11 protein-coding genes are annotated in these 20,636 nt (G+C 57.2%); 3 read left to right on the top strand and 8 right to left on the bottom strand.

What is annotated here, in order from left to right:
* Window positions 1-108 precede the first annotated feature (108 nt).
* Complete coding sequence (locus Poly21_RS17195) at window positions 109-1,752, bottom strand: permease (protein WP_302119347.1); 1,644 nt, start codon at window positions 1,750-1,752, stop codon at window positions 109-111.
* A complete protein-coding gene (locus tag Poly21_RS17200) occupies window positions 1,749-3,125 on the bottom strand; it encodes a PQQ-binding-like beta-propeller repeat protein (protein ID WP_302119348.1) in 1,377 nt (458 codons plus the stop codon). Before Poly21_RS17200 ends, Poly21_RS17195 begins: the two co-directional genes overlap by 4 nt.
* Window positions 3,126-3,581: 456 nt before the next feature.
* Between Poly21_RS17200 and Poly21_RS17205 the strand changes: the two genes are divergently transcribed.
* Window positions 3,582-4,352 (top strand): PIG-L deacetylase family protein, encoded by a 771-nt coding sequence (locus Poly21_RS17205; RefSeq protein WP_146408123.1) that lies wholly within the window; start codon window positions 3,582-3,584, stop codon window positions 4,350-4,352.
* Here the strand turns inward: Poly21_RS17205 and Poly21_RS17210 are convergent.
* Both Poly21_RS17210 and Poly21_RS17215 read right to left on the bottom strand, forming a co-directional pair.
* A complete protein-coding gene (locus Poly21_RS17210) occupies window positions 4,330-5,907 on the bottom strand; it encodes a hypothetical protein (protein WP_146408124.1) in 1,578 nt (525 codons plus the stop codon). The two genes, Poly21_RS17205 and Poly21_RS17210, sit on opposite strands and share 23 nt — an antisense overlap.
* Window positions 5,904-6,947 carry a threonine aldolase family protein gene (locus Poly21_RS17215; protein WP_146408125.1) on the bottom strand — a complete coding sequence of 348 codons (1,044 nt, stop codon included), beginning with the start codon at window positions 6,945-6,947 and terminating at the stop codon, window positions 5,904-5,906. The genes Poly21_RS17210 and Poly21_RS17215 overlap by 4 nt, the downstream gene beginning before the upstream one ends.
* Before the next feature lie 233 nt (window positions 6,948-7,180).
* Here Poly21_RS17215 and hisD point away from each other — a divergent pair, with 233 nt between their 5' ends.
* Window positions 7,181-8,551, top strand: a complete 1,371-nt coding sequence (gene hisD, locus Poly21_RS17220) for a histidinol dehydrogenase (RefSeq protein ID WP_146408126.1) — start codon at window positions 7,181-7,183, stop codon at window positions 8,549-8,551.
* Window positions 8,552-8,586: 35 nt separating this feature from the next.
* Here hisD and Poly21_RS17225 read toward each other — a convergent pair whose 3' ends face one another.
* A complete protein-coding gene (locus tag Poly21_RS17225; RefSeq protein ID WP_302119350.1) occupies window positions 8,587-9,867 on the bottom strand; it encodes a S49 family peptidase in 1,281 nt (426 codons plus the stop codon).
* A gap of 237 nt (window positions 9,868-10,104) precedes the next feature.
* Here Poly21_RS17225 and Poly21_RS17230 point away from each other — a divergent pair, with 237 nt between their 5' ends.
* A complete protein-coding gene (locus Poly21_RS17230) occupies window positions 10,105-10,893 on the top strand; it encodes an SGNH/GDSL hydrolase family protein (protein ID WP_146408128.1) in 789 nt (262 codons plus the stop codon).
* Here the strand turns inward: Poly21_RS17230 and Poly21_RS17235 are convergent.
* From Poly21_RS17235 to Poly21_RS17245, 3 genes are read right to left on the bottom strand one after another with little or no spacing between them, the layout of a single operon-like run.
* A complete protein-coding gene (locus Poly21_RS17235) occupies window positions 10,838-11,971 on the bottom strand; it encodes a hypothetical protein (RefSeq protein WP_146408129.1) in 1,134 nt (377 codons plus the stop codon). The two genes, Poly21_RS17230 and Poly21_RS17235, sit on opposite strands and share 56 nt — an antisense overlap.
* 12 nt (window positions 11,972-11,983) lie before the next feature.
* On the bottom strand, window positions 11,984-17,692 hold the full coding sequence (locus Poly21_RS17240) for a protein kinase domain-containing protein (RefSeq protein WP_146408130.1): 5,709 nt from the start codon (window positions 17,690-17,692) through the stop codon (window positions 11,984-11,986).
* The gene (locus tag Poly21_RS17245) at window positions 17,667-20,522 is read right to left on the bottom strand and encodes a beta strand repeat-containing protein (RefSeq protein WP_146408131.1); all 2,856 of its coding nucleotides are present in this window, start codon (window positions 20,520-20,522) and stop codon (window positions 17,667-17,669) included. The genes Poly21_RS17240 and Poly21_RS17245 overlap by 26 nt, the downstream gene beginning before the upstream one ends.
* Between the last annotated feature and the right edge of the window lie 114 nt (window positions 20,523-20,636).

A 20,636-nucleotide genomic window follows, 5' to 3' on the forward strand; every position in this document is an offset into this window, starting at 1 on the left:
TGGACCGCCCGGAAAGCGATCTCCCAGACTTGCGTCTAGGGCTAACGCATGCCATGACTTCGTCTCGACAGGCAACAAAAACGGCGGATCTTCATCGTGGGCAGTTTCCTAATGGTTGACATTGTCCTGCTCCGGTGGAGAAACCCAACACCATGCCAATACAAATAATCCCGCGAGCGAATATCCGATTACGTACTGCATCACCGCTGATGAAAACTCCGCGGGCAACGCCAATGGGCTTCCCTCGCCGACCAGGAATGGGATGAACAAGCGGTTACCTTGCAGGGGTGAGTGCATCACGCCAATCGATGTCAACGCGGCGCAGAGAAACAACACGCCAGCGGCGAGTTTGAGTTTGTGGTCAATCATAGAAGCAAGCATCCACGCCCATAGTAGGCCCGTGATGATGAATCCATTGCTCAGCATCCGCAGCGTTTGTAAATCTTGACGCAGCGACTCACTTGCAAGATTTCCGATTGACATTTCTGCGGTGAACATCGCCGCATCACCGAAGATCCGATCTGGTAAACTGATGGCCAGATACGCTAGTGCCGGCAAGCAGGCAATCGCCACCGCAGCATAATGCCGGCGGGGCGTCGCCAAGAATGTCTGGGACGTGATTTCCAATCCCACAAAAACCAAGATTGGATAAACCGCTGGAGCGGGAATCCATGCGTTCAGCCAGGCAAAGTAGCCGACCGTGCCTGCCGTTCCGATCAGAATCGCTGTCGCCAACGTGTATGCTGCCCGGCCGCCCATCGCTTTGTAAGCGGGGTGCCCAATGTACGGTGTCGTTTGAATCACGCCACCGGACAAACCGGCAATCAGTGTCGCGATCGCTTCAACGCCGATCACGACCCGGGCATCGTATTCATCGCCCACCGACGCGGCACTCTCGGTGCAGTCAATCCCGCCGACGACCGTCACCAGCGCAAAGGGCAATACAAAAGGCAAGTAAGCAATCGCAGCGGGTAAGGCCTCGATCCATCCGCCTCGCCAAGCATCCATCCATTGCACCGAAAACCATTGCACTTGGACGGCGTCCGGGAATTCGTAGCCAAACCACCCCAACCCGCACATGATGTAGTAGACCGCTCCGGCAACCACGAGAGCACCGAGTGTGCCGGGGGTGCGCCCAGGTAAGGGAACGCGGCCAATCAATGTCCCCAGCACAATCACCAACGCCAGAATTCCTGGGATAGGCGAGCCTAAAATATGAGTTAGGGGGAAGAAGCTAATCAAGACGAGTGCGATCGCTGCCAGCGAGCCGAGCAATCCCGCACGCGGAACCACTGATCGCACCCACTGTGAAAACGGTGTGCAGACTAGTTTGACAATGGCACAAAAAACCATGCACCAAATCCCAATGTGCCACGTGTGCAGCGCGGCCGCTTCCACCTCCATCCCCGCCGCGCGTGCGGACGTGAACGAGGGACCGAGGACCAGCAGAATCATCCCGAATGTCGATGGCGTGTCCAAGCCCAACGGCATCGCGGTGACATCAACGCGATGCTTCCGGCGAGCAAGCGACAGGGCGATGAAAAAGAAGGCCAGATCGCCAACGAAAACGCCGATTGCCGTCCCGGGAACCATGTGCGTTACCACGAACGAGGCGGGCAATCCAAACCCAGCCAGCAGCGCCACCATCAACAGCAGGCCCGCCAGGTTATCGAGCATCAGCCCAAAGAAGGCATTGATGTCACCTGTGGTCGCCCACCACACACGCCCTGGCATTTTGGATTCGTCGATCATGAGGTCGGACCGGGTTTTTCAAACCGGTACAGGGCTCTATCGGTGCGCAAAATCAACGCGTTGTCGATCGCGGCAGGAGATGCCATGATCTGCCCCTCAACTTGATTCGTGTGGACGATTTCACTGTCGGCGCCCAAGGTCAACACATAGACTTCACCCTCGTGATTGCCGAAATACAGATGCTCACCGGCGAGCAATGGTGATGCAGAGAACTTGCCTCCGAGTCGTTTCTTCCACACCATGTCGCCACTGGCGGCATCAAAGCAAACAGCGACGCCGTTGTCATCGACGAGATAGAGCAAATCGTCATGCAGCAACGGTGACGACTTAGACGGGATACCTTTTTTGACCGTCCAAACGACATGTGTGGATGTGACATCACCGTCACCGTCGATCCGCCCAGCCCACAATTCTGGTTTGCCAAATCCCGTCGCAAAGAATACGACGTCATCCAGCACCACCGGACGCGGCACCACGGAAAAACCCTTGCCGTGGTACAGTCGCCAGTATTCTTCACCGGTTTGGGAGTTATACGAGACCATCCACTGCGATCCCATGCACAGTAATTGCTCCCGGCCAGTCGAATCGGTGGCGACGACGGGAGTGCAATACGATTTCTTCATATCGCCGGTGGGCGCCTCCATAGGCGGTCGCTGCGTCGTCCACAGCGTCTCGCCTGTGGCCGTATCCAACGCGGTGACGTACTGTTGATCCATCCCATCTTGGATCAAAATTAAGCGACCGTCATGAACGATCGGCGAACTGCCGGGGCCGACACCGTGTTCGAGTGGCAGAGTTCGCTGCCACACAATTTCACCAGACCGGCGATCGACACAGAAGGTCCCGAAGGTTCCAAAGTGGCAATAGACAAAGTCACCATCGATGAACGGGGTGGGGGACGCATAGGAATTGGTTGCGTGGATCGCGTCGGGTGTTTCCACCGTCGCCAAATCTACGGAGCCGAGCAGTTCACCAGTCTCCACATTCACGCTGACCAGCTTCAACTCGATCGCTTTGGCAATGGCCAGACTTTTGAACTGTTTTTCGTCGGCCTTCGTGTTGCGGAGCAATGCGTCGCGTTCCTCGGGCGTGGCCGAGCGCTCGATCGCGGTCGTCAACCATACCACGCCATCAGCGACCACCGGCGACGACCAAGCCTTGCCGGGGAGTGCCGTCTTCCACTTCAGGTTTTTACCTTCGCCAAACTCCAACGGCGGAGTTTGATTGACTGCGATGCCGTCGCCGGCGGGACCACGGAACTCCGGCCAAGCGTCGGCGGCCAATATCGATGAAGTCAAACTGAGCAATAGTGCGAATACCGAGAGGCTGGCGACCAGGCTAGCTGGAACGGGCGGTAGTGGGCGGAAGGACATATTGGCTGGCAGCGATCGAGGTGGGAAAGCGGGAAAATTCCGCTGGGAGGGGTACGCCATAAGATACTCGATGCGAACTCTCTCCACAAAGAACGCTTCGCAAAGTCTTGCGGGCAGACGATCCGACGACGATGAGCGACTGGTCCTTCCGATCTCTCGCAGCGAATTGCTGGTTCTGGCGATCCAAAAAACGGGCAGGCCGCCGACCGGACGTTGCGATCCGCTGGTGGGACAAACGGTTCTATCCAGCAGTCTCATCAAGCCAGGTTTTCTCCGGCTATTGAGTGAACACCTGGCAGAGCTACTCGGGTTGCCGATCGATGGGTGCTCAGCGATAAAGTCCGCGGAAACATTGCTGTTGCGGTGGAGTGACCCGATCTCCAAGTTGGCGTCCAGCCTCCGGGGCTCTACCCAATATTCTGGAATCCTATTTAACGCCCTACAAAGGACCCTTCTATGCCGTCTGCTCTCGCGATTGCTGCCCATCCCGATGACATTGAGTTTCTGTTTGCAGGAACGATGCTGTTGCTCGCCGAACAAGGGTGGGACCTGCACTACATGAACATTGCTGACGGATCGCGTGGTAGCACGACGATGGACCGCGAAACCTGCGCGGCGACGCGGTTGGCAGAAGCACGAAACGCAGCGGATCTGCTCGGGGCGACCTTTCACAGTCCCATTTGTCACGATATGGAAATTGCCTATACCACTGAAAATTTGCAGAAGGTGACGGCGGTCGTCCGCCAGTCCAATGCCTCCGTCGTGCTTGTCCATTCACCGATCGACTACATGGAGGATCACGAGGTCGCTTGTAAACTCGCCGTCAGCGCGGCATTCAGCCATGGCATGCCCAACCTCGAAAGCATACCGCCCACCGCGCCGTATTATGAGCCTGTAACCGTGTACCATGCTCAGCCGCTGGGCAATCGCCAGCCTACTGGCGAATTCGTCCAGCCCCACTTTTTCGTCAATACCTCCTCGGTCATCGAGAAGAAAACTCAGGCGTTGGCCTGTCACGCCAGCCAAAAACAGTGGCTCGATGAGAGCCAGGGTATGGAGAGCTATCTCGAAACGATGCTCGAAGATTCGCGTGGAGTGGGCCAACTCAGTGGCTCATTCGAACACGCCGAAGGCTGGCGGCGGCGTGAACATCGCGGGTTCTGTGGTGCTCACGACGATCCCCTCCGCACGGCATTGCGTGACATCATTGTCGAAGCAAAACGGTAACACTGCCGAATCGATATCCTGTTATCCCCGCTGGCAGTTCAACCATGCGGCGCGATCGACGCCGAGTGATTAAGTAACGCGGCGGGTCGACGGAGTCGGCAACCGCTGAGGCGAGCCAACTCGAGATCGCGTCGCGTCCGATTCCAACTCCTTGAACTCGCTCACCCAAGCGATAGGGACCGCTCGCGACATAGCGTAAGTATTCTTCCGTCTGAGGGTCTGCCACCAGGGTCGGTAAGCCATTTTGTTCGATTAAGCCTGCGTCGATCCAGACACGATCGCCATCGACTGCCAATTTACGCACCAGTTCTATCGCTGATTTCCAGTTTTCACTACGCCGTGCCACTCGAAATTCACCACGGCGCCAGGTCGCGAATGTTCCCTGTTGATACATCAGCAATCCGATACAGGCGATTGATAGGCCGACGGCAAAGAGCGCGGTCCGCCAATGGAAGGATGTATCGATCGCTCCGATGAACCAGCCCATCGCCGCACACAGCAGTGGCAATGCGGCGATCAAGTAGCGTCGATGCCATAATGGGATACCGGCATGCGCGGTCAGCACGTAACAAGCGAGCGTCGAAGCGATGACTCCAGCCAGAATCAGTGTGGCAGTGGTGACATTGTGTTGCCCATTGGGCGGACGCATCGCACCTCCTCGTCGTTGGCGTCCCATTGCCCAGCCGGCGACAGGCATCGCGGCAAGGGGCCCCCAAGGCCACATGTTCCAGATGTCGTGCCAGCCGTCGGCCGTGGCAAAGAAATTCCATTGATCCCGCGATTCCCACAGGTCAGCGTGTGAGTTACTCCAAACCGTCGCCCACGCAATCCACGCCAAGCCGACCACCCCGTGCGTGAGCAAGATCACTCGGCGGCGGTGGGGGACCGCCCGAAGTCGCCAGACATCGCTGATCGCGAAAATCATCATTTGTGGTGCGAGTACGATCAGCGAAGTGATGTGAATGTCGGCGGATAACAGTACGATCGCATGCAGAGCGACCCGCGGTACCACGTCTCGAAACCGCATCGCGGGTGCCGTCGCGTCGAGGGAAGTGGCGTTCACCTGGCTCAACCGATTGGCCAGAGCGAGGGCTGCCGTCGTGAGAAAAATGATCGCGGAGTAAGGCCGCAGTTCGGTCCCAAAAAAAATCGCATTGTGTTCAAGGGCCAGCCCCAGTCCGGCGGCAATGCCACCGATTAGCATCACCGTGGGGACGCGGCCGGACGTTTGTCGGTGTTTCGGCTGGCCGCTAACGATGGCCACCAACCAAGCCGCTGATGCTGCTGTGAGGAGCACACTCGACGCCCGCAATGCTGCCTCGGTACCATACAGAGCGATCACGCTCGCGGGCAGGCAGAACTGCCACAGATAGAGAGCGTGAAAGTAGGTGGGTTGCTGATTACCAATCGCTGCGCGATCTGCGACTTGGTCGAGCGAGTCAGCGATGCACCACGCAGTGTGCAGCTCATCCACCCAGAAACTCTCACCACACGACGGCCATCGAACAGCGACGGCAATCACAAACACCCCCGCAATTGCTGCCAGCCGAATCATGAACGGCCTCTGGCGGCGCTCAGGACGGATCGCAGGATGTGACAGGCCTGGTCAATTTGATCTGGCGTTACGTCCAAGTGCGTAACGAATCGAATGATTTGATCTCCCATGGCGAAACTATCCACCCCTGCGGCAAACAATCGAGATTGCAAATCAGCCGCTGAGCCCCACGCCGGATCCACCTCCAGCATCACGATGTTGGTATCGACCCTTCCGCCACGCACTTTTACCGCAGAGTGGGCCACAGCGGCATCGGCGAGTTGTTGGGCCGCCTCGTGATCGAGCCGTAGACGATCACGGTGATGCTGTAACGCGTACAAGGCGCCAGCGGCAATGATGCCGGCTTGTCGCATCCCACCGCCAAACAATTTTCGTGCTCGGCGGGCGTGATCGATGAATTCGTTCGTACCGACCAAAGCGGAACCTACCGGCGCCCCGAGCCCCTTGCTGAAGCACACGCTGATGGAATCAAATGGAGCGACCATTCGCGATAATTCCATGTTTGTTGCCACCGCCGCGTTCCAAATCCGCGCCCCATCGAGGTGTGCTTTCAATCCGTGCTCGTGTGCCCACTGGCAAACGGTGTCAATCGTTGCTTGAGGTATCACGCGTCCGCCCCAGCGATTGTGCGTGTTCTCCAGGCACAGCAAACGAGTCCTCACCATGTGATCATTTTCCGGGCGGATCGTCCCGCGGAGATGGTCGAGACCGAGCACCCCTTCGTGGCCGGCAATGGGTTGAGCTACCAAACCCGATAATTGGGCAAACGCTCCTTGCTCGTATTGATAGATATGGCAGTCTGTTTCGCATAAAAACTCACTCCCCCGATCGCAGTGAATTCGCACGCCAACCTGATTGGTCATCGTGCCGCTGGGCATGAACAATGCGTTCTCCTTGCCGAGCAGAGCCGCCGTTTCTCGCTCGAGCATCTCGACGGTAGGATCGATGTCGATCACACCATCGCCCACCCGAGCGTGGGCCATCGCGTGGCGCATTTCAGCGGTGGGCTGGGTGAGCGTGTCGCTACGCAGGTCGATCATAGTGGGAGAGTGGGACAGGAGGAGGGAGTGCGCCTTAGCAAACCAGGATGGCGTCGTTAAGATGGTGCGAGTTGGAGAGCCTGCTGGACGGAAATACCGATCGGTTATCGACGACCTACTGAGCGGGTGTCGATCGCGTGCCGCCCGTGGGACCCGCTTCGATCCTTAGGTTATCGCACAGAATCCAGTTCCTCCGCCACCACACCACTTTCGCCTCCACAGCCCAATTTTTCATGATGTCCGAACGAACTGAATCTGTGATCCGATACGTCGATGCACGTGGTGGTGGCGACGAGGTACTTGCCGAACTTCGTGAAAAGCTCAGCCCGCGTGGTGACTTAGTGAGTCCGCGTGGACGAGAACTCACCCAAGCGGTTTTTGGCAAACCACTCACTCCCGTGGAGGTGGTTGAAACGATTTGTCGGGACGTGTTGAGCGAAGGTACCCCTGCGCTTCTGCGCTATACGAAGGCGCTCGATGGGGCGGAGTTGACGGCTCCGAGCTTGCGTGTTCCCGCCGCGGACTTGGCTGCAGCCCACGCGGCGGCCGACCCTGAGTTCCTTGAATCCATTCGGCGAATTCGAGACAACATCGTCCAGTTTCAAACGGCAATTCGTCACAGCGATGTAACGATTCAACCTCGACCCGGAGTACGTTTGACACAACGATATGTGCCGCTGCGGCGGATTGGGATCTGTGTTCCAGGAGGCGCCGCAGCGTACCCGTCTACAGTGCTGATGACCGCGGTACCTGCCCAGGTAGCCGGTGTCGGAGAAATCGCGGTGGTCGCGCCGCCCACGCCTTTCGGTGCTTACAACAATGACATGCTCGCGACCTGTCACGAACTGGGGCTCACGGAAGTCTATCGCTGCGGGGGGGCGCAGGCAGTCGCCGCCATGGCGTATGGCTGTGATGCTTTGCCCGCAGTGGATAAAATCGTCGGCCCGGGCAACCTGTTCGTCGCACTGGCCAAGAAACATGTCTTTGGAACGGTCGATATCGATTCGTTCGCAGGTCCCAGTGAGGTTATCGTGCTGGCCGATGAGACCGCATCCGCTGCATTTGTCGCCGCTGACCTGCTAGCCCAGGCCGAGCATTCGCCTGGATCGGCAATCTTGATTACCTGGCACCCCGATCTGATCGAGCAAGTTCAAATAGAACTGTCCTCTCAACTTGCCGAGTTGCAGCGAAGCGATCTCGTACGGGATGCACTGGCGGATTTCGGTGCCCTCATTCTAGTCCGTGATGCCGATCAAGCCTGCGCCTTGACGGACTCGTTTGCTCCAGAGCACTTGCATATCCAGACCGCTCACCCCAGCGTACTGATCGAGAAGATTCGCAATAGCGGGGCTGCGTTTTTGGGCCACCACACACCGGTTGCCCTCGGTGATTATGCTGCCGGGCCGAGTCATGTGTTACCCACTGGGGGAACCTGCAAATGGGCCGAGGGGCTGTCGGTGAACAGTTTCTTAAGGTCGGGCAGCGTCACATCGTTTGCGACCGAGGCTACCCGTGCGATCGCACCCGACGTGATTCGATTGGCTGAAAAAGAAGGTCTTACCGCTCATGCCAATAGCGTGTCCATCCGGTCTCAAGCCGAGTGAGTTTCGGCACCTGCTTCCAAACGCATCCGCGTTGATCAACCAGCAGTGGTGACGAAGCTGGGTTCGGGTTGCCAGAGGTATAGAAATGTTGGCATCTTCGCACGATCAAGTCCTGGGATACTGATTGGTAACAGCGAACTCATTGGCGAGTTGGGAGTGACATCAAACTCACTCAATGCGCGATCGTTGTCGCGCCGCAGCAGCACCACAGGTGCATTTACTGGTAAACCGGCCATGCGACCGGCAAGATCAATCGCGTCGTCGAGATACCCCGTGCTATCAACCAAACCCTGTTCCACCGCTTGCAATCCAGTCCACACACGACCGTCGAAAATTTGATTGGTGTCGCTGGCTGAAAGGGGTTCGTGGTCGACTGCTTCGTTATCCCGCTTCTGATCGCTCAGGCCGAGTGCTAATGGTGGTAGGGTCTGTCGAAGTTTGGCACCTCGCGAACGTTGGACTTGAGCAATGAAACGTTCATGAAATTGGTCCGCCATCGCTTGCAGGATTTCTCGCTCCGAAATCTTCATCGTCCGCTGAGGTGACCCCAGGTCGATTTTGTCGCCGGATTTCACCGGTACTGGGATGATGTTGTATTGGCCCAGCGTGTCTTCCATGTTGTAGCTATTCAGGATCACGCCAATGCCGCCAACGACTGAAGTCGGGTGGGCTACGATTTGATCGGCATGAGTGGCGAGGTAATAACCACCCCCGCAACCAGTAGTCATTAAACAAGCGACGACTGGAATGTCTCGGCACTGTTTCAGTCGAGTCACATCATGGGCGAGAATGTCCGTGGCCGTCACACCGCCTCCGGGTGTATTGATTCGCAGTACCACTGCAGAGATTGAACCGTCGCATTCGATGCGTCGCATCTTCTCCCGGAACAGTGCAACGGGGTTTTCACCCATCGAGTTTAAACCGCTGAAATTGCGGTTGAGGATCAAACCATCTACATCGACGATCGCAATGCGGCCTCCAGCATTTTCAGCTCGACCGTCGATCACGACGCTCTGAATGTGGGAGGCAGTGTTGTCGCTACGGCTGATAGTCACCATTTCACCGCTCATTCTGACATCGCCATCGATGCCCATCTTGCCGGTGAGGCCCATATTGCCGCCCACCAGCGCTCGGATTGGCGACTGGCATCCGGCAACCACGACTGTGAGTGCGATGAAGGCGAAGAGCGGTGATGCAAGTCTGCGGGAACAGGCGTGTCGGCGAGCTTGGTAACAATCGGTGATCAGCGAAAACATCCGAGTCCATTCGTAAGCGGAGAGGGGCTTATCGAGGTCAACGTCGAGTTCCTTGCCCATACGTGGTTAAACATCGGCCTCCTGGGACAACCATCCGAAGCTGAACTGTCAGTTCAATTCCGACCGCTGCATCCCTATTAACCTGATTTGCTGGCAAATTACGCCTATCCGACACACCTTCGACAGTTCTCAGGCGGGGCGATGCCACTAGCGATCCAATCCACTGCAAGTGGCTATACTCAGATTTCAGCATTTTTTCCCAACCGCAGGTTTTTCCGCCAACTCAAAGACTGCACCATGGTTCACACACTCACAATGACGCTGACGTTTAGTCTCGCATTTGCCATCAGTCCACTGCTCCGAGCGGACCAAGGCTCGGCCGCACAATCCAACGCGGGTGCCCAGGCTGAAACGAAAACGGGCGAATGGGCGACCACGCCTGACCCCGACTTGCCCAACGTATTAATTTTGGGCGATTCGATCTCGATTGGATACACGCTGCAGGTCCGAGACGCTCTCACAGGCAAAGCGAACGTCTATCGTCCGCATTCACCCGATGGACGTCGACCTGAGAATTGCTCGGGCACGACCAAGGGGGTTGCCGACATCGGTCGGTGGCTGAAAGGGCCTCAATGGGATGTGATTCATTTCAACTTCGGCTTGCATGATCTTAAACATGTGCGTGAGGCCGATGCATCTCAGGCTTCGAACTCCATGGACGACCCACGCCAAGCGGAGCCTGAAACGTATCGGAAGAATCTGACTGAGATTGTTGAAAAACTCAAAGCCACAGACGCAAAGTTAATCTACGCCACAACAACCGGTTACCCCGCCGGGGTTAGTCCAGCTCGCCTGCCTGCCGACGCAAAGGTGTACAACGAGATCGCCATCGAAATCATGAACGCCAATGAAATCGAGATCAATGATCTCTACGCACTGTGCCAGGATCGACTCGACGAGCTTCAGCTGAACAAGAACGTGCACTTCAACGCAAAGGGCAAGGCGGTCCAAGCGAAGCGGGTGGCGAGGGTCATTGCGAGGGGTCTGGAAAGTCGTGAGCCCGCCGCGCCGAACGCTTCCAAATGAATCCGTCGAGCACGTAGTGCGTGATTTGAGGAACCGCGAGCAAGGGGGCCAACCAGTTTGCGCTGGCGAGTGGCCCGCTAGCAGAGTGCGCGTCTGGTGAGCCTTGGATATCCGCCCAACCGAACAGCCAAGGATGTTGATGTGATAGGCCGCAATCCCAAATCAATTCTTCGGCATAAGCAAGTATCCAGATCACGCCCAGGAATAGCGACAGGCGACCCAATGAGGTTTGCCAGCGCGAGGGGGGCGTGTCCTCACCTCGACGCCAACGGTACCAATAGATCAATACCATGTAGGGTACCCCATGAATGATCACATTGGTGACGGTGAAGGCATAGTCGGAATTGAGCGTGATGATGCCGACATACCAACACAGTACTGTGCTGATCACGACGATGTCTTTGCCCGGATTCCAATTGCCTTGTTTGAGGCCGCGATATGCTGACCGGGTCGCATAGACCAATAACGCCGACCAATAAATAGGCTGCAGGATGACCGCTGTGATCGGTGGTAACGTGACGAAGTCCCCTGCGGTAAACCAACTGAAATTACGCGGCAGGTGAGCGTGCCAGTATACGAGTGGATAGATCGTAGCAAGGTAGATCGTCACCGTATCGACCCACCATCCCCACCGTTCATGGTCATTCTCGCGAGATCGGTAGAGAGCGACCCATCCGTACTGTTGGCGAACGAAATGGAAAACCGCCAAATAGGCTAACAAGCTCCAAAACAGAGGCACGCTTTCACTGTAGACGGCGACACCGACGGCAAATGCCAGTAGAGGTGTGAGCGCGTACAGCCAAGGTCGGCGACGCAGCTCCACAGGGTCAAAGTAGACACGAAAGCCGGTCGCATAGACGTGTGCCACGTCGATTAGCAAGATGGCGGCAACCCAGGTCCAGCCGGAGGTCTCGTCATGAAGTATCCCCAGTGCAGCGCCGATGGGCAGCATCATCAAGGCAAGCACCGCACTGCCGCCGAAAGTCAGTAGGTCGACTGTCGGCGAAAACAGAGTCGGGAATCGAACGCGAGCTCGTGGTGGATTGGCGGATCGCGGAAGGCTGTCAGAAAATGACATGGATGCTGATCGTTAGGGATCACAGGCGGGCCAGAGTACCACATTTCCATCCCTACCCGCCGTCATCATGAGTGATCCGTCTGAATTGAACTCAATGGAATTCACGCCGTCGCGGTGCCTCACTAAATCGAGCAACTCTCGTCCAGTCGGGCCCATCGGATAAGTGTCGTCGGTGCCCGAGGACGCGACGCCAAATCGTGGATCCCATACTCGAATGCTGCGGTCGTGAGAGGCGGTGAATAAGCGTAGCGTCGATGGACTCGAGGCCGCAAGAGTTTCGTCGTGTTCACCACGGGTGGAGCTGTCGTTCGAAACTCTGGCGAAACCATTGGGGCCGTCTGGGTTGGACCGATTCGCACTCGGTTCCAATTCGTCGAGCTGCGGGCCAGCGACCGGAGCGGCACCGATGAGTGCCACACCATGAATGGCCTCGGCATGTCCCTGAAAAATGGTATCCGGTGGATCAGCAGGAACGTGTTGTTTCGAAAGATCCCACATTCTCGCCAGTTGGTCGTCGCCTCCAGCGGCCACGAACCGTCCGTCGGGTGAAAAGCATCCTGCAAAAATACTGCCAACGTCGGGATCCGCGAACAACACCTGTTGGGTTTGTTCGGTCAGATTATGCAAGATCACGTGACCACGATCCGTTGTCGAGAGCAGCTGGCGGCCATCAGGCGAGATCGATAGTGACAGCGGAATTCCCATTTCTCCCACGCCTACTGACTCAACCGAGGAGAGTTTGCCGAGTTCAGTGAAGCTGGGCGTGTCGCGTTGGAAAGCCCATCGCCGGATCGAACCGTCGGCGCCGCCCGTAAAGAAATCATGCGGGGCTGTATCGCCGACAAACTCGATGCACCGTACTGCTTTGCCATGCGGCGACTCCAGTTTACCGAGGGCAAGACCGGTATGCGCATCCCAGGCCTTCAAGCTTTGGCTTCCGGTCAGCACGATTTCTCCGTCAGGCGAAATTGCCGCGACGCTGATCGCTCCATGAATGCGGTAACTTACCTCCAGACCACGCGTGGCCGTGTTCCAACGATAAGCCGAGTGCCCATGCAGCGTGACTAATTGGTCGCTTCCGGCAGGGGCGGCGGCTGAGACATCGCCGAGACGCTTGGGCAAACCCATGGCAATTTCTTTGGTGGACTGACGAATGTCATCAGCGGCTCGCCAACGCTCGACACGTGCAGGGGCATCTCCGGGTGGGTTGACCGCGATGTATGCGTGCTCACCTGATTCATCGATGGCGACCGACGCGATGCCAGGACTCCCTCCGGACCGAGTTCGGTCATCCGTTTTAACGTGTTGTGTAAAAATCGTCTGGAACGCCGCGGGTTTTGTTTCCAGTGGCAGTTGCCACAGCACCGCATGATGGATGGTGGAGTCAACTTTTTGCAGTTTGGAAGAGGTGACCGCACGGCGGCCATCGCCGGAGAGTTTCACACTCGTGACGATCCCATCGTGATCCAATCGATCAATCAATTCACGAGAATTCAGGTCCAGTTGGGAGAGCCGCTCGTCGTCCGCCGCGACCCATACAGTGTCTCCGTCTGGCGCCACCGCAATGTCGTTGATCCGCGTCCCTAGCAGCAGGTCGATGGGCTTTCCAATCGGCGTACCCGTTTGAACATCCCATAAGATGATCCGCCCGGCGCGGTCCGCGGTCAACGCTCGCCGTCCGCCTGCGTCAACAGCAGCTGCGGTGACGGCCTCCTGATGTCCAGCGAGACGATGTTGGGCGACGGCAATGGACGTTTGCGGATCAAAACGCCACAGGATCACCCGCGTTTCTGGATCGCTCGATCCCGTCAAGATCACACGGCTGTCGTCCGAGACTGCTAGGACCTGGTTCAATCCTGTGCCCGAAATCGTACCCGATTCAGTTCCGCGTCCCAGATCCCAAATGCGGACGACCGCATCCGCCCCGCCAATGAAAAGTTTGTTCGCTGAACGATTGATATTCATCGACATCGCTCGGAAATCAGTGCCTTCGTCCAGTGAAATGATCGGCGACTCGGGAGCGTTCGATGACGTGCTGGCGCGAGTCGGAGCGTCAGCGGTCTCAATCTCGACCGCAGTTCTCAGCTGCAGTGTAGACGGATCAATCGTGAGCACTCGTGCGGTGCGATCACGACTCGCCGTGACGACTTGCTGTCCATTCGCCGAGAGGATAGCAGAGGAAATCGAATCGTCATGGACGTGGGAGAGAATGGGGTCGTGCACGATGAGTGTCGCACAGAGGTCACTCAGTGCATCACTTGCTGTGATCCCCGGCGGAGCGTGTCCGGCGGCCTGTTGGCCAACTAGAACGCTGGCACTGCTCGGTGCCGAATCGACGCCGGAGCGCCAGAGGCGAATCGAATCGTCCTTGCCAACCGAGAGCAGCTGATCGCCATTGGGAGTCAGGAATCTGGCATCTGTCACCACACCGCCGTGTCCGCGTAGGGTCCGTTGGAGGCGAGCAGCGGGAGGCGTTGTCGGAAGTTCAATCGGTTCCATGCGCCATAGCTGAATCAAGTAATCATCACCGCAGGTGAGTAGCGATTTTCCATCGGCAGAAAACTCAATATGACGTACACTCGAACGGTGCGCTGGTGCAGGCGGTGACGTTTCCTCGGACTCCGGCGTTTCGGTCTCCGGATTGTTGAGTTGGGTAAACGTCATCGACTCCGAATCGCTAGCAGTAGGACGAGTCGTTTCCAGCGGGCCGTTAGCAACGGCCTCGCTCACCGCGTCAACCGCCTGTTTGACGAGACGCTCGACATCTCGCTGTTGAAGTTGTGATACCGGCCACAACATCACACGACCGTCGACGTCTCCAGAAGCGGCGATCTGGCCGTCGGGAGAAACTGCGACACTGGTCACGGACTGGGGGTGTTCGGTGAAGACGCCACGCCGCTCGGACTGCAGTTTCTCTCCTGTCTGGATATCCCAAACCACTACTCGGCCGAGAGCTTTGTCTGCCACACCGGCAACGATGCGGAAACCATCGGGGATGTTACTGCAGGCAATATCGACGACAGATGCGATGTGCCATAGGATTTCACGATCGGTAGGTTGATTGAGGTTCCAGATACGAACGGTGCGGTCATCCGATGCTGACACGAGGTAATCCTTGCCAATCATTTCGATGGTGGTCACGCGTCCGCGATGCCCTTGGAATCGACGGAATTGCAAATCGGCGGACAGGGTAGCCTCACCGAGTGCGCGGGGATCGAACAGCAAAATGTCGCCCTTCTCCGTGCCCGCTGCCGCGAGAGTTTCATCGTCGTTGATGGCGATGCAGGAAGCGTGCTCGCCGTCGGGCAAACGAACCGGACGCGGCGTGTCCACAACGATGGGCTGGTCAGCGTTTGCCACGACAGTAATCGCTGTCAGAGTTCCATCCTCCAGGCGAATGATTGCGGGAATGCCGGAGACAGGTCGACCGGGGTTGCCGGCAACGGCCAGTCCGCCCACTCCCGTCGTTGTGCTCAGGGATCCAGTCGACTGATTGGCGAGCGATGAGAGATACCGCAACTCCCACGGGACCTTGCCGTCTCCCTGCTGGGCGATCAGTTCCTGGATCAGTCGCCGCGCTTCGGTAAACTCATTGCGATCAATGCGGGCCTTGGCAAGGCCGACCCCGGAAACATACGCTTCGTATTCGGCTTTCGCCTGAGCCAACTTTGCCCGCTCGGCATTTTGTTGTGCGGTAACTGCGTTGGACTCCGCAATGCGGGCATTATCCTCGGCGATATCAGCGTTCTCGTCCGCAGTGCGAGCATTGCTCATCGCGATGCGAGCGTTTTCGTCGGCACGCTGTTTCTGATCCATCGCCGCCGTCCGGGCTTGATTGATCACCACGATCGCGACCGATCCACCGATCAAGATGAACGCCAGCAACGCGGCGGCAACTTTTTTGAGCACCGCAAATCGTGTTTCTCGCTGCCGTCGTTGCTGCAGTGATAACTTGAGGCTTTCAACCAATTCGGTGTGTTGTGGATTCTGCTCGTCGAGCAGTTTTAGGCCCAAGTCATAGTCTTCGTTTTGATGAGCCGCTTCGGCATGCGAAAATTTGGCTTGTTCAAGGCCACTTTGGGCGGCCTCGTTACCAGGCCACAACGCGAGAGCCTCCTCAAATCCGAATTGAGCGCGGGTATAACTTGTATAGGACCGTTCCTTGCAGGCGATGCGCAGGTCGTCCTCCGCTCGTTTGACCAACGCGATGCTCTCGGCATGAGAGCGGTACTTCCGAATCGCGTTTTGAAATTCCGTGGTCTCAGCGTATCGGTCGGCAGGATCGAGGGACATCGCTTTGAGTGCGATGTTCATCAATTCGCCCTGATGTTTTGGATCGAACTCACAGATGTCGTTGTTGGCAACGGCCCGCAAGCACTGACTCACATTGGGTGCATGATGAGGCGGTTTGCCTGTGACGATCATGAACAGCGTCGCCCCGAGCAAATAAATGTCGGCAGCAGGTCCTACCTTTTCGAGCGGCCCCGTGGCCATTTCGGGCGCCATCATGGAGGGCGTGCCACCGAGACCTGTCGCGGGCGTGATCGAATCAAGCTTCTCAAAGTTTGGCTTGGCAAGGGCGATGCCCCAGTCCATCACCATCACGACGCCGAAGTCGCCCAGCATCACGTTCTCAGGTTTGATGTCGCGGTGGACGACACCTCGCGTATGGGCGAAACCAATCGCGTCGGCAACCTTGATGAGAATCTCCAGGTTCTCTTCCTGTGTTTTCTCTCCAATGACGTCCGACCATGGCGTGCCGATCACGCGTTTCATGGAATAGAACAGCGTGCTGTCACCCGTTAACGCCACGTCGTGAATGGGCACGATATTGGGGTGGTCAAGATCTCCCGTGACGACCGCTTCCGTCAAGAATTGTTGACGTCGTCCCTGTTCGACGCTCTCAAGTTGGCCGTTCTCGGCGAGCTGTTTGCGTTTGGACTCGTCCAGCGGCCGGATCACCTTAACCGCGATCAGTCGATCCAGTGATCCTTGACGGGCGACGAAAACGTTACCCATCCCGCCGCGCCCGAGCAATCGCACGAGCCGGTAGTCAGCAGCCTCGCCATCGCTATGGATTTGCGTGGCGACCGTTTGACTGCGAAGTTGTAGCTTCGTTTCAACAATCGTCCGGTCGACCACGCTGGGCTGAATGGTGGGATCGTTCGGCGAGGTGAACTCAGCCGACATTTCGGCCCAGTACTTTGCCTCGGCGGAGGAGAGGGCCCGAGGATTGATGGTCTGGTTGAGATTAGAATCATTTAAAACAGAGCCGCTACCCTCTTCGCCTGTACCAGGAGCTGCACCCAGATCGATTGAGAAATTGCCGGTGGCCTCTATCGTGGCATTCGCATCAAAAGTACCGGAGTGCTCGATCGTAGCGTTAGCGTCAAAGTGATCATCCACCTCCAGGGTGGCATCGGGGTCGAATTCATCGGCCTCCTCGATGGTCGCATTTGGATCAAATTCGACTGTTTTCTCGATGGTCGCATCGGCGTCGAAGTGGGCCGTCTTCTCGATGGTCGCCCCTGGATCTAACTCGGCGGCATCCTGCACGGTTGCATTGGGGTCGATGTTTGCTGTTTGCTCGATAGTTGCATTCGGATCGAACGCATTGGCATCCGAGATCGTGGCGTCCGCATCAAAACCAGTAATCTCGTTAATGGTGGCATCCGGGTCTTGATCGGGCACTTTTTTATCGCGATCCATCATCCAACTCATTGGCAGGCACCGTATCTAACATTTCGATCTGGCCCGGGAGATCGAGCACTTCAAGTTCGAGTGGGGCACCCTCAATCTCGTTCTCGACGATGATGGCTTTGCCGCCGCGGAGGTCGACCCGTAGGATCAGTCGCTCCTCGCTATTGCCAATCACATAATCGATTTCGTAGGCGCCATCAGGTAGTTCCGCGAATAGCTCATCCAAGCGATCTTCCGCGAGGATACTGTCGGGCAGTCGTATCGGCTCGATTAAATCTTCGCCGTTTGGATCCGGCGACAGGGTGCGCAGTTGAAAATACTCGTCGCGGATTGACGGTGGCGATGCGGATGATTCGACCGTATCGACTACGACGCTGCTGAGCTGAACAGAGGAAGTCAAAATCACCGGCGGCGTCGGCTCGATAGGTTCTGGCAGCACATCGCGGACGGGAAAAAATGCCATGGGCACATTCACACGGGGGATCACGAAGAAAGCTCGACCGCTCTCAAGTGGGGCCGTCAGAGGATTATCGGTCGACGATATTAAGCGTCCGGGAACCGAATTCTGTAATGTCGGTCCGCCTGCGGTCGCAATCTGGTTGGCCGGCACGGTCTGCTCAACCGAGTCGCCGGTGACCACGATGGACGCATGATGCGAGACGGCAAAACGGACGGCTAACGGATCGGTTGCACTGCCGCGACCGTTGAGTGTCGAGTTCAAAATATCGGACTCGAGATAGACGTGGGATACGTCGACTCGGGTATGGTCGCCCGGCAAGTTGTCGAGTTGCTCAAAGCGGTTGGAAATCCCGCCCCAATCAATAAAGAGCGAGAGACCATTTTCGCCGGCGGCGCCAATGTCAATCGAAAGCACCCCCGATGCATCGTTCTCATTCGCCTGAGTTAAAATATCCGTCTCGATCGATTCCACATCATAAAATGCGGTTTCAATTTTGACGTAGTTCGGATTGGTGGGGTCCGTGATCACTCCTGGATAAACAGGTTGGATCTGGCCGGGAGCGACGACAGTGAGTTCAGGCCGCGGCGCAAACCGGTGTGCGATACCGACCCCATTGCCGGTATTGATCTCAAAATCGTTGCCGATCACCACGCTCGGAGCATTGATGCGCACCGCTGCGTCGCTGACTTGGCTCGCGTAGATTTGAATTGAATCACCGGCGATCCATGCATTGCCCGCCGACATCATCAATCGCCCGTTGTCACCACCTGCAATGATTTCGCGATCTCCTCCACTGCCATCATTGACGACGCCTTGGTCCAGGATGCGAATGTCGCCGCTGGCGACAATATTGATTTCTCCGTTTTCTGTATTCAGGACGTTGTCATTACCGATGGTCGTTGAGACCAGATCTAAAGAACCGGTGACGCTAATATTGATGTCGCCCCGCGCACCACCGCTGGCGGTTTCAATCTGGTGGACTGTCAGTGTCGCCCCTGGCAGTCCGTTGACGTTACTATGCACATCGACAGTTCCCCCACTGACGATTCGGTCGACAGTTCCGATCGAATTGCCGGTGCTGGACAGATCCACGTCGCCGGCGGCGTAGATTGACACGAGATCCGCTGAGATGCCGGTGCCTGCCGCCTGGCTAATGGCGTCACTCACGGGTGCGCCGACGTCTCCGATCTGGAGTGAACCATCAACGACATCGATCTCACCGAGCCGGATCTGATTGGCGTTGTCGATCGTGATCAGTCCACCGGCGCCATCGGAGAGGAGCGTACTGGTGGCGAAATCAATGTCATCACCACCGCCGTCGACATGAATGGTGTTCGCGACCAGATGGATGTTGCCGTCTGCTACACCTGAGACACCGGCATCGAGAAAGAGGTCAATGGTGTCGATTGAATTGGCGGTGCTGGACAGATCCACGTCGCCGGCGGCGTAGATTGACACGAGATCCGCTGAGATGCCGGTGCCTGCCGCCTGGCTAATGGCGTCACTCACGGGTGCGCCGACGTCTCCGATCTGGAGTGAACCATCAACGACATCGATCTCACCGAGCCGGATCTGATTGGCGTTGTCGATCGTGATCAGTCCACCGGCGCCATCGGAGAGGAGCGTACTGGTGGCGAAATCAATGTCATCACCACCGCCGTCGACATGAATGGTGTTCGCGACCAGATGGATGTTGCCGTCTGCTACACCTGAGACACCGGCATCGAGAAAGAGGTCAATGGTGTCGACTGAATTGGCAGTGCTGGACAGATCCACGTCGCCGGCGGCGTAGATTGACACGAGATCCGCTGAGATGCCGGTGCCTGCCGCCTGGCTAATGGCGTCAGTCACGGGTGCGCCGACGTCTCCGATCTGGAGTGAACCATCAACGACATCGATCTCACCGAGCCGGATCTGATTGGCGTTGTCGATCGTGATCAGTCCACCGGCGCCATCGGAGAGGAGCGTACTGGTGGCGAAATCAATGTCATCACCACCGCCGTCGACACGAATGTCTTCTGCGGTGAGGATCAGGGTATTGCTGGATAGGTTGGATGCGTCCGCGTTGAGCGAGATGTCGAGCGAGTCGCTGCCAATTCCGCCATCGGCACTGACATTCAGACCGACGGGAACATCGATCCGCAGCGAGTCGTTGCCGGCACCCAGGTTTGCCGTCAGCCGGTTGGAAGTGATTTTGCTGGGGTCGAGCGAGTTGGTCGTAATCGGATTGCCCGCTCCGTCCGTGCCGATGCGGATCGGCACGAGGCCGTTGGCATCAAAAATCTCAATTTCCCCGGCTGTGTTGAGCGTCACGTCCACGACATCGTCAGTCGCATCGCCCGAGATGAGCAAGTCACCTGTGCCCATCAATTCCGCCGTTGCGTTGAGCACGATCCGAGGTTCGAGCACCCTCACGCGTGGGATCCATGGCTCGTGGAGAGTCGAATGCGACTGGCGGTGGTGATCATGCTGCTGAGGGGATTCGAGCAAACCCCGACGCCAGTG

Source organism: Allorhodopirellula heiligendammensis (genome assembly GCF_007860105.1).
Classification (GTDB): domain Bacteria; phylum Planctomycetota; class Planctomycetia; order Pirellulales; family Pirellulaceae; genus Rhodopirellula; species Rhodopirellula heiligendammensis.

Bases quoted from the DNA above. Each gene is read 5' to 3' on its own strand.
- Poly21_RS17195 (WP_302119347.1), bottom strand. From the start codon at position 1,752: ATGATCGACGAATCCAAAATGCCAGGGCGTGTGTGGTGGGCGACCACA.
- Poly21_RS17200 (WP_302119348.1), bottom strand. From the start codon at position 3,125: ATGTCCTTCCGCCCACTACCGCCCGTTCCAGCTAGCCTGGTCGCCAGC.
- Poly21_RS17205 (WP_146408123.1), top strand. From the start codon at position 3,582: ATGCCGTCTGCTCTCGCGATTGCTGCCCATCCCGATGACATTGAGTTT.
- Poly21_RS17210 (WP_146408124.1), bottom strand. From the start codon at position 5,907: ATGATTCGGCTGGCAGCAATTGCGGGGGTGTTTGTGATTGCCGTCGCT.
- Poly21_RS17215 (WP_146408125.1), bottom strand. From the start codon at position 6,947: ATGATCGACCTGCGTAGCGACACGCTCACCCAGCCCACCGCTGAAATG.
- hisD (WP_146408126.1), top strand. From the start codon at position 7,181: ATGATGTCCGAACGAACTGAATCTGTGATCCGATACGTCGATGCACGT.
- Poly21_RS17225 (WP_302119350.1), bottom strand. From the start codon at position 9,867: ATGGGCAAGGAACTCGACGTTGACCTCGATAAGCCCCTCTCCGCTTAC.
- Poly21_RS17230 (WP_146408128.1), top strand. From the start codon at position 10,105: ATGGTTCACACACTCACAATGACGCTGACGTTTAGTCTCGCATTTGCC.
- Poly21_RS17235 (WP_146408129.1), bottom strand. From the start codon at position 11,971: ATGTCATTTTCTGACAGCCTTCCGCGATCCGCCAATCCACCACGAGCT.
- Poly21_RS17240 (WP_146408130.1), bottom strand. From the start codon at position 17,692: ATGAGTTGGATGATGGATCGCGATAAAAAAGTGCCCGATCAAGACCCG.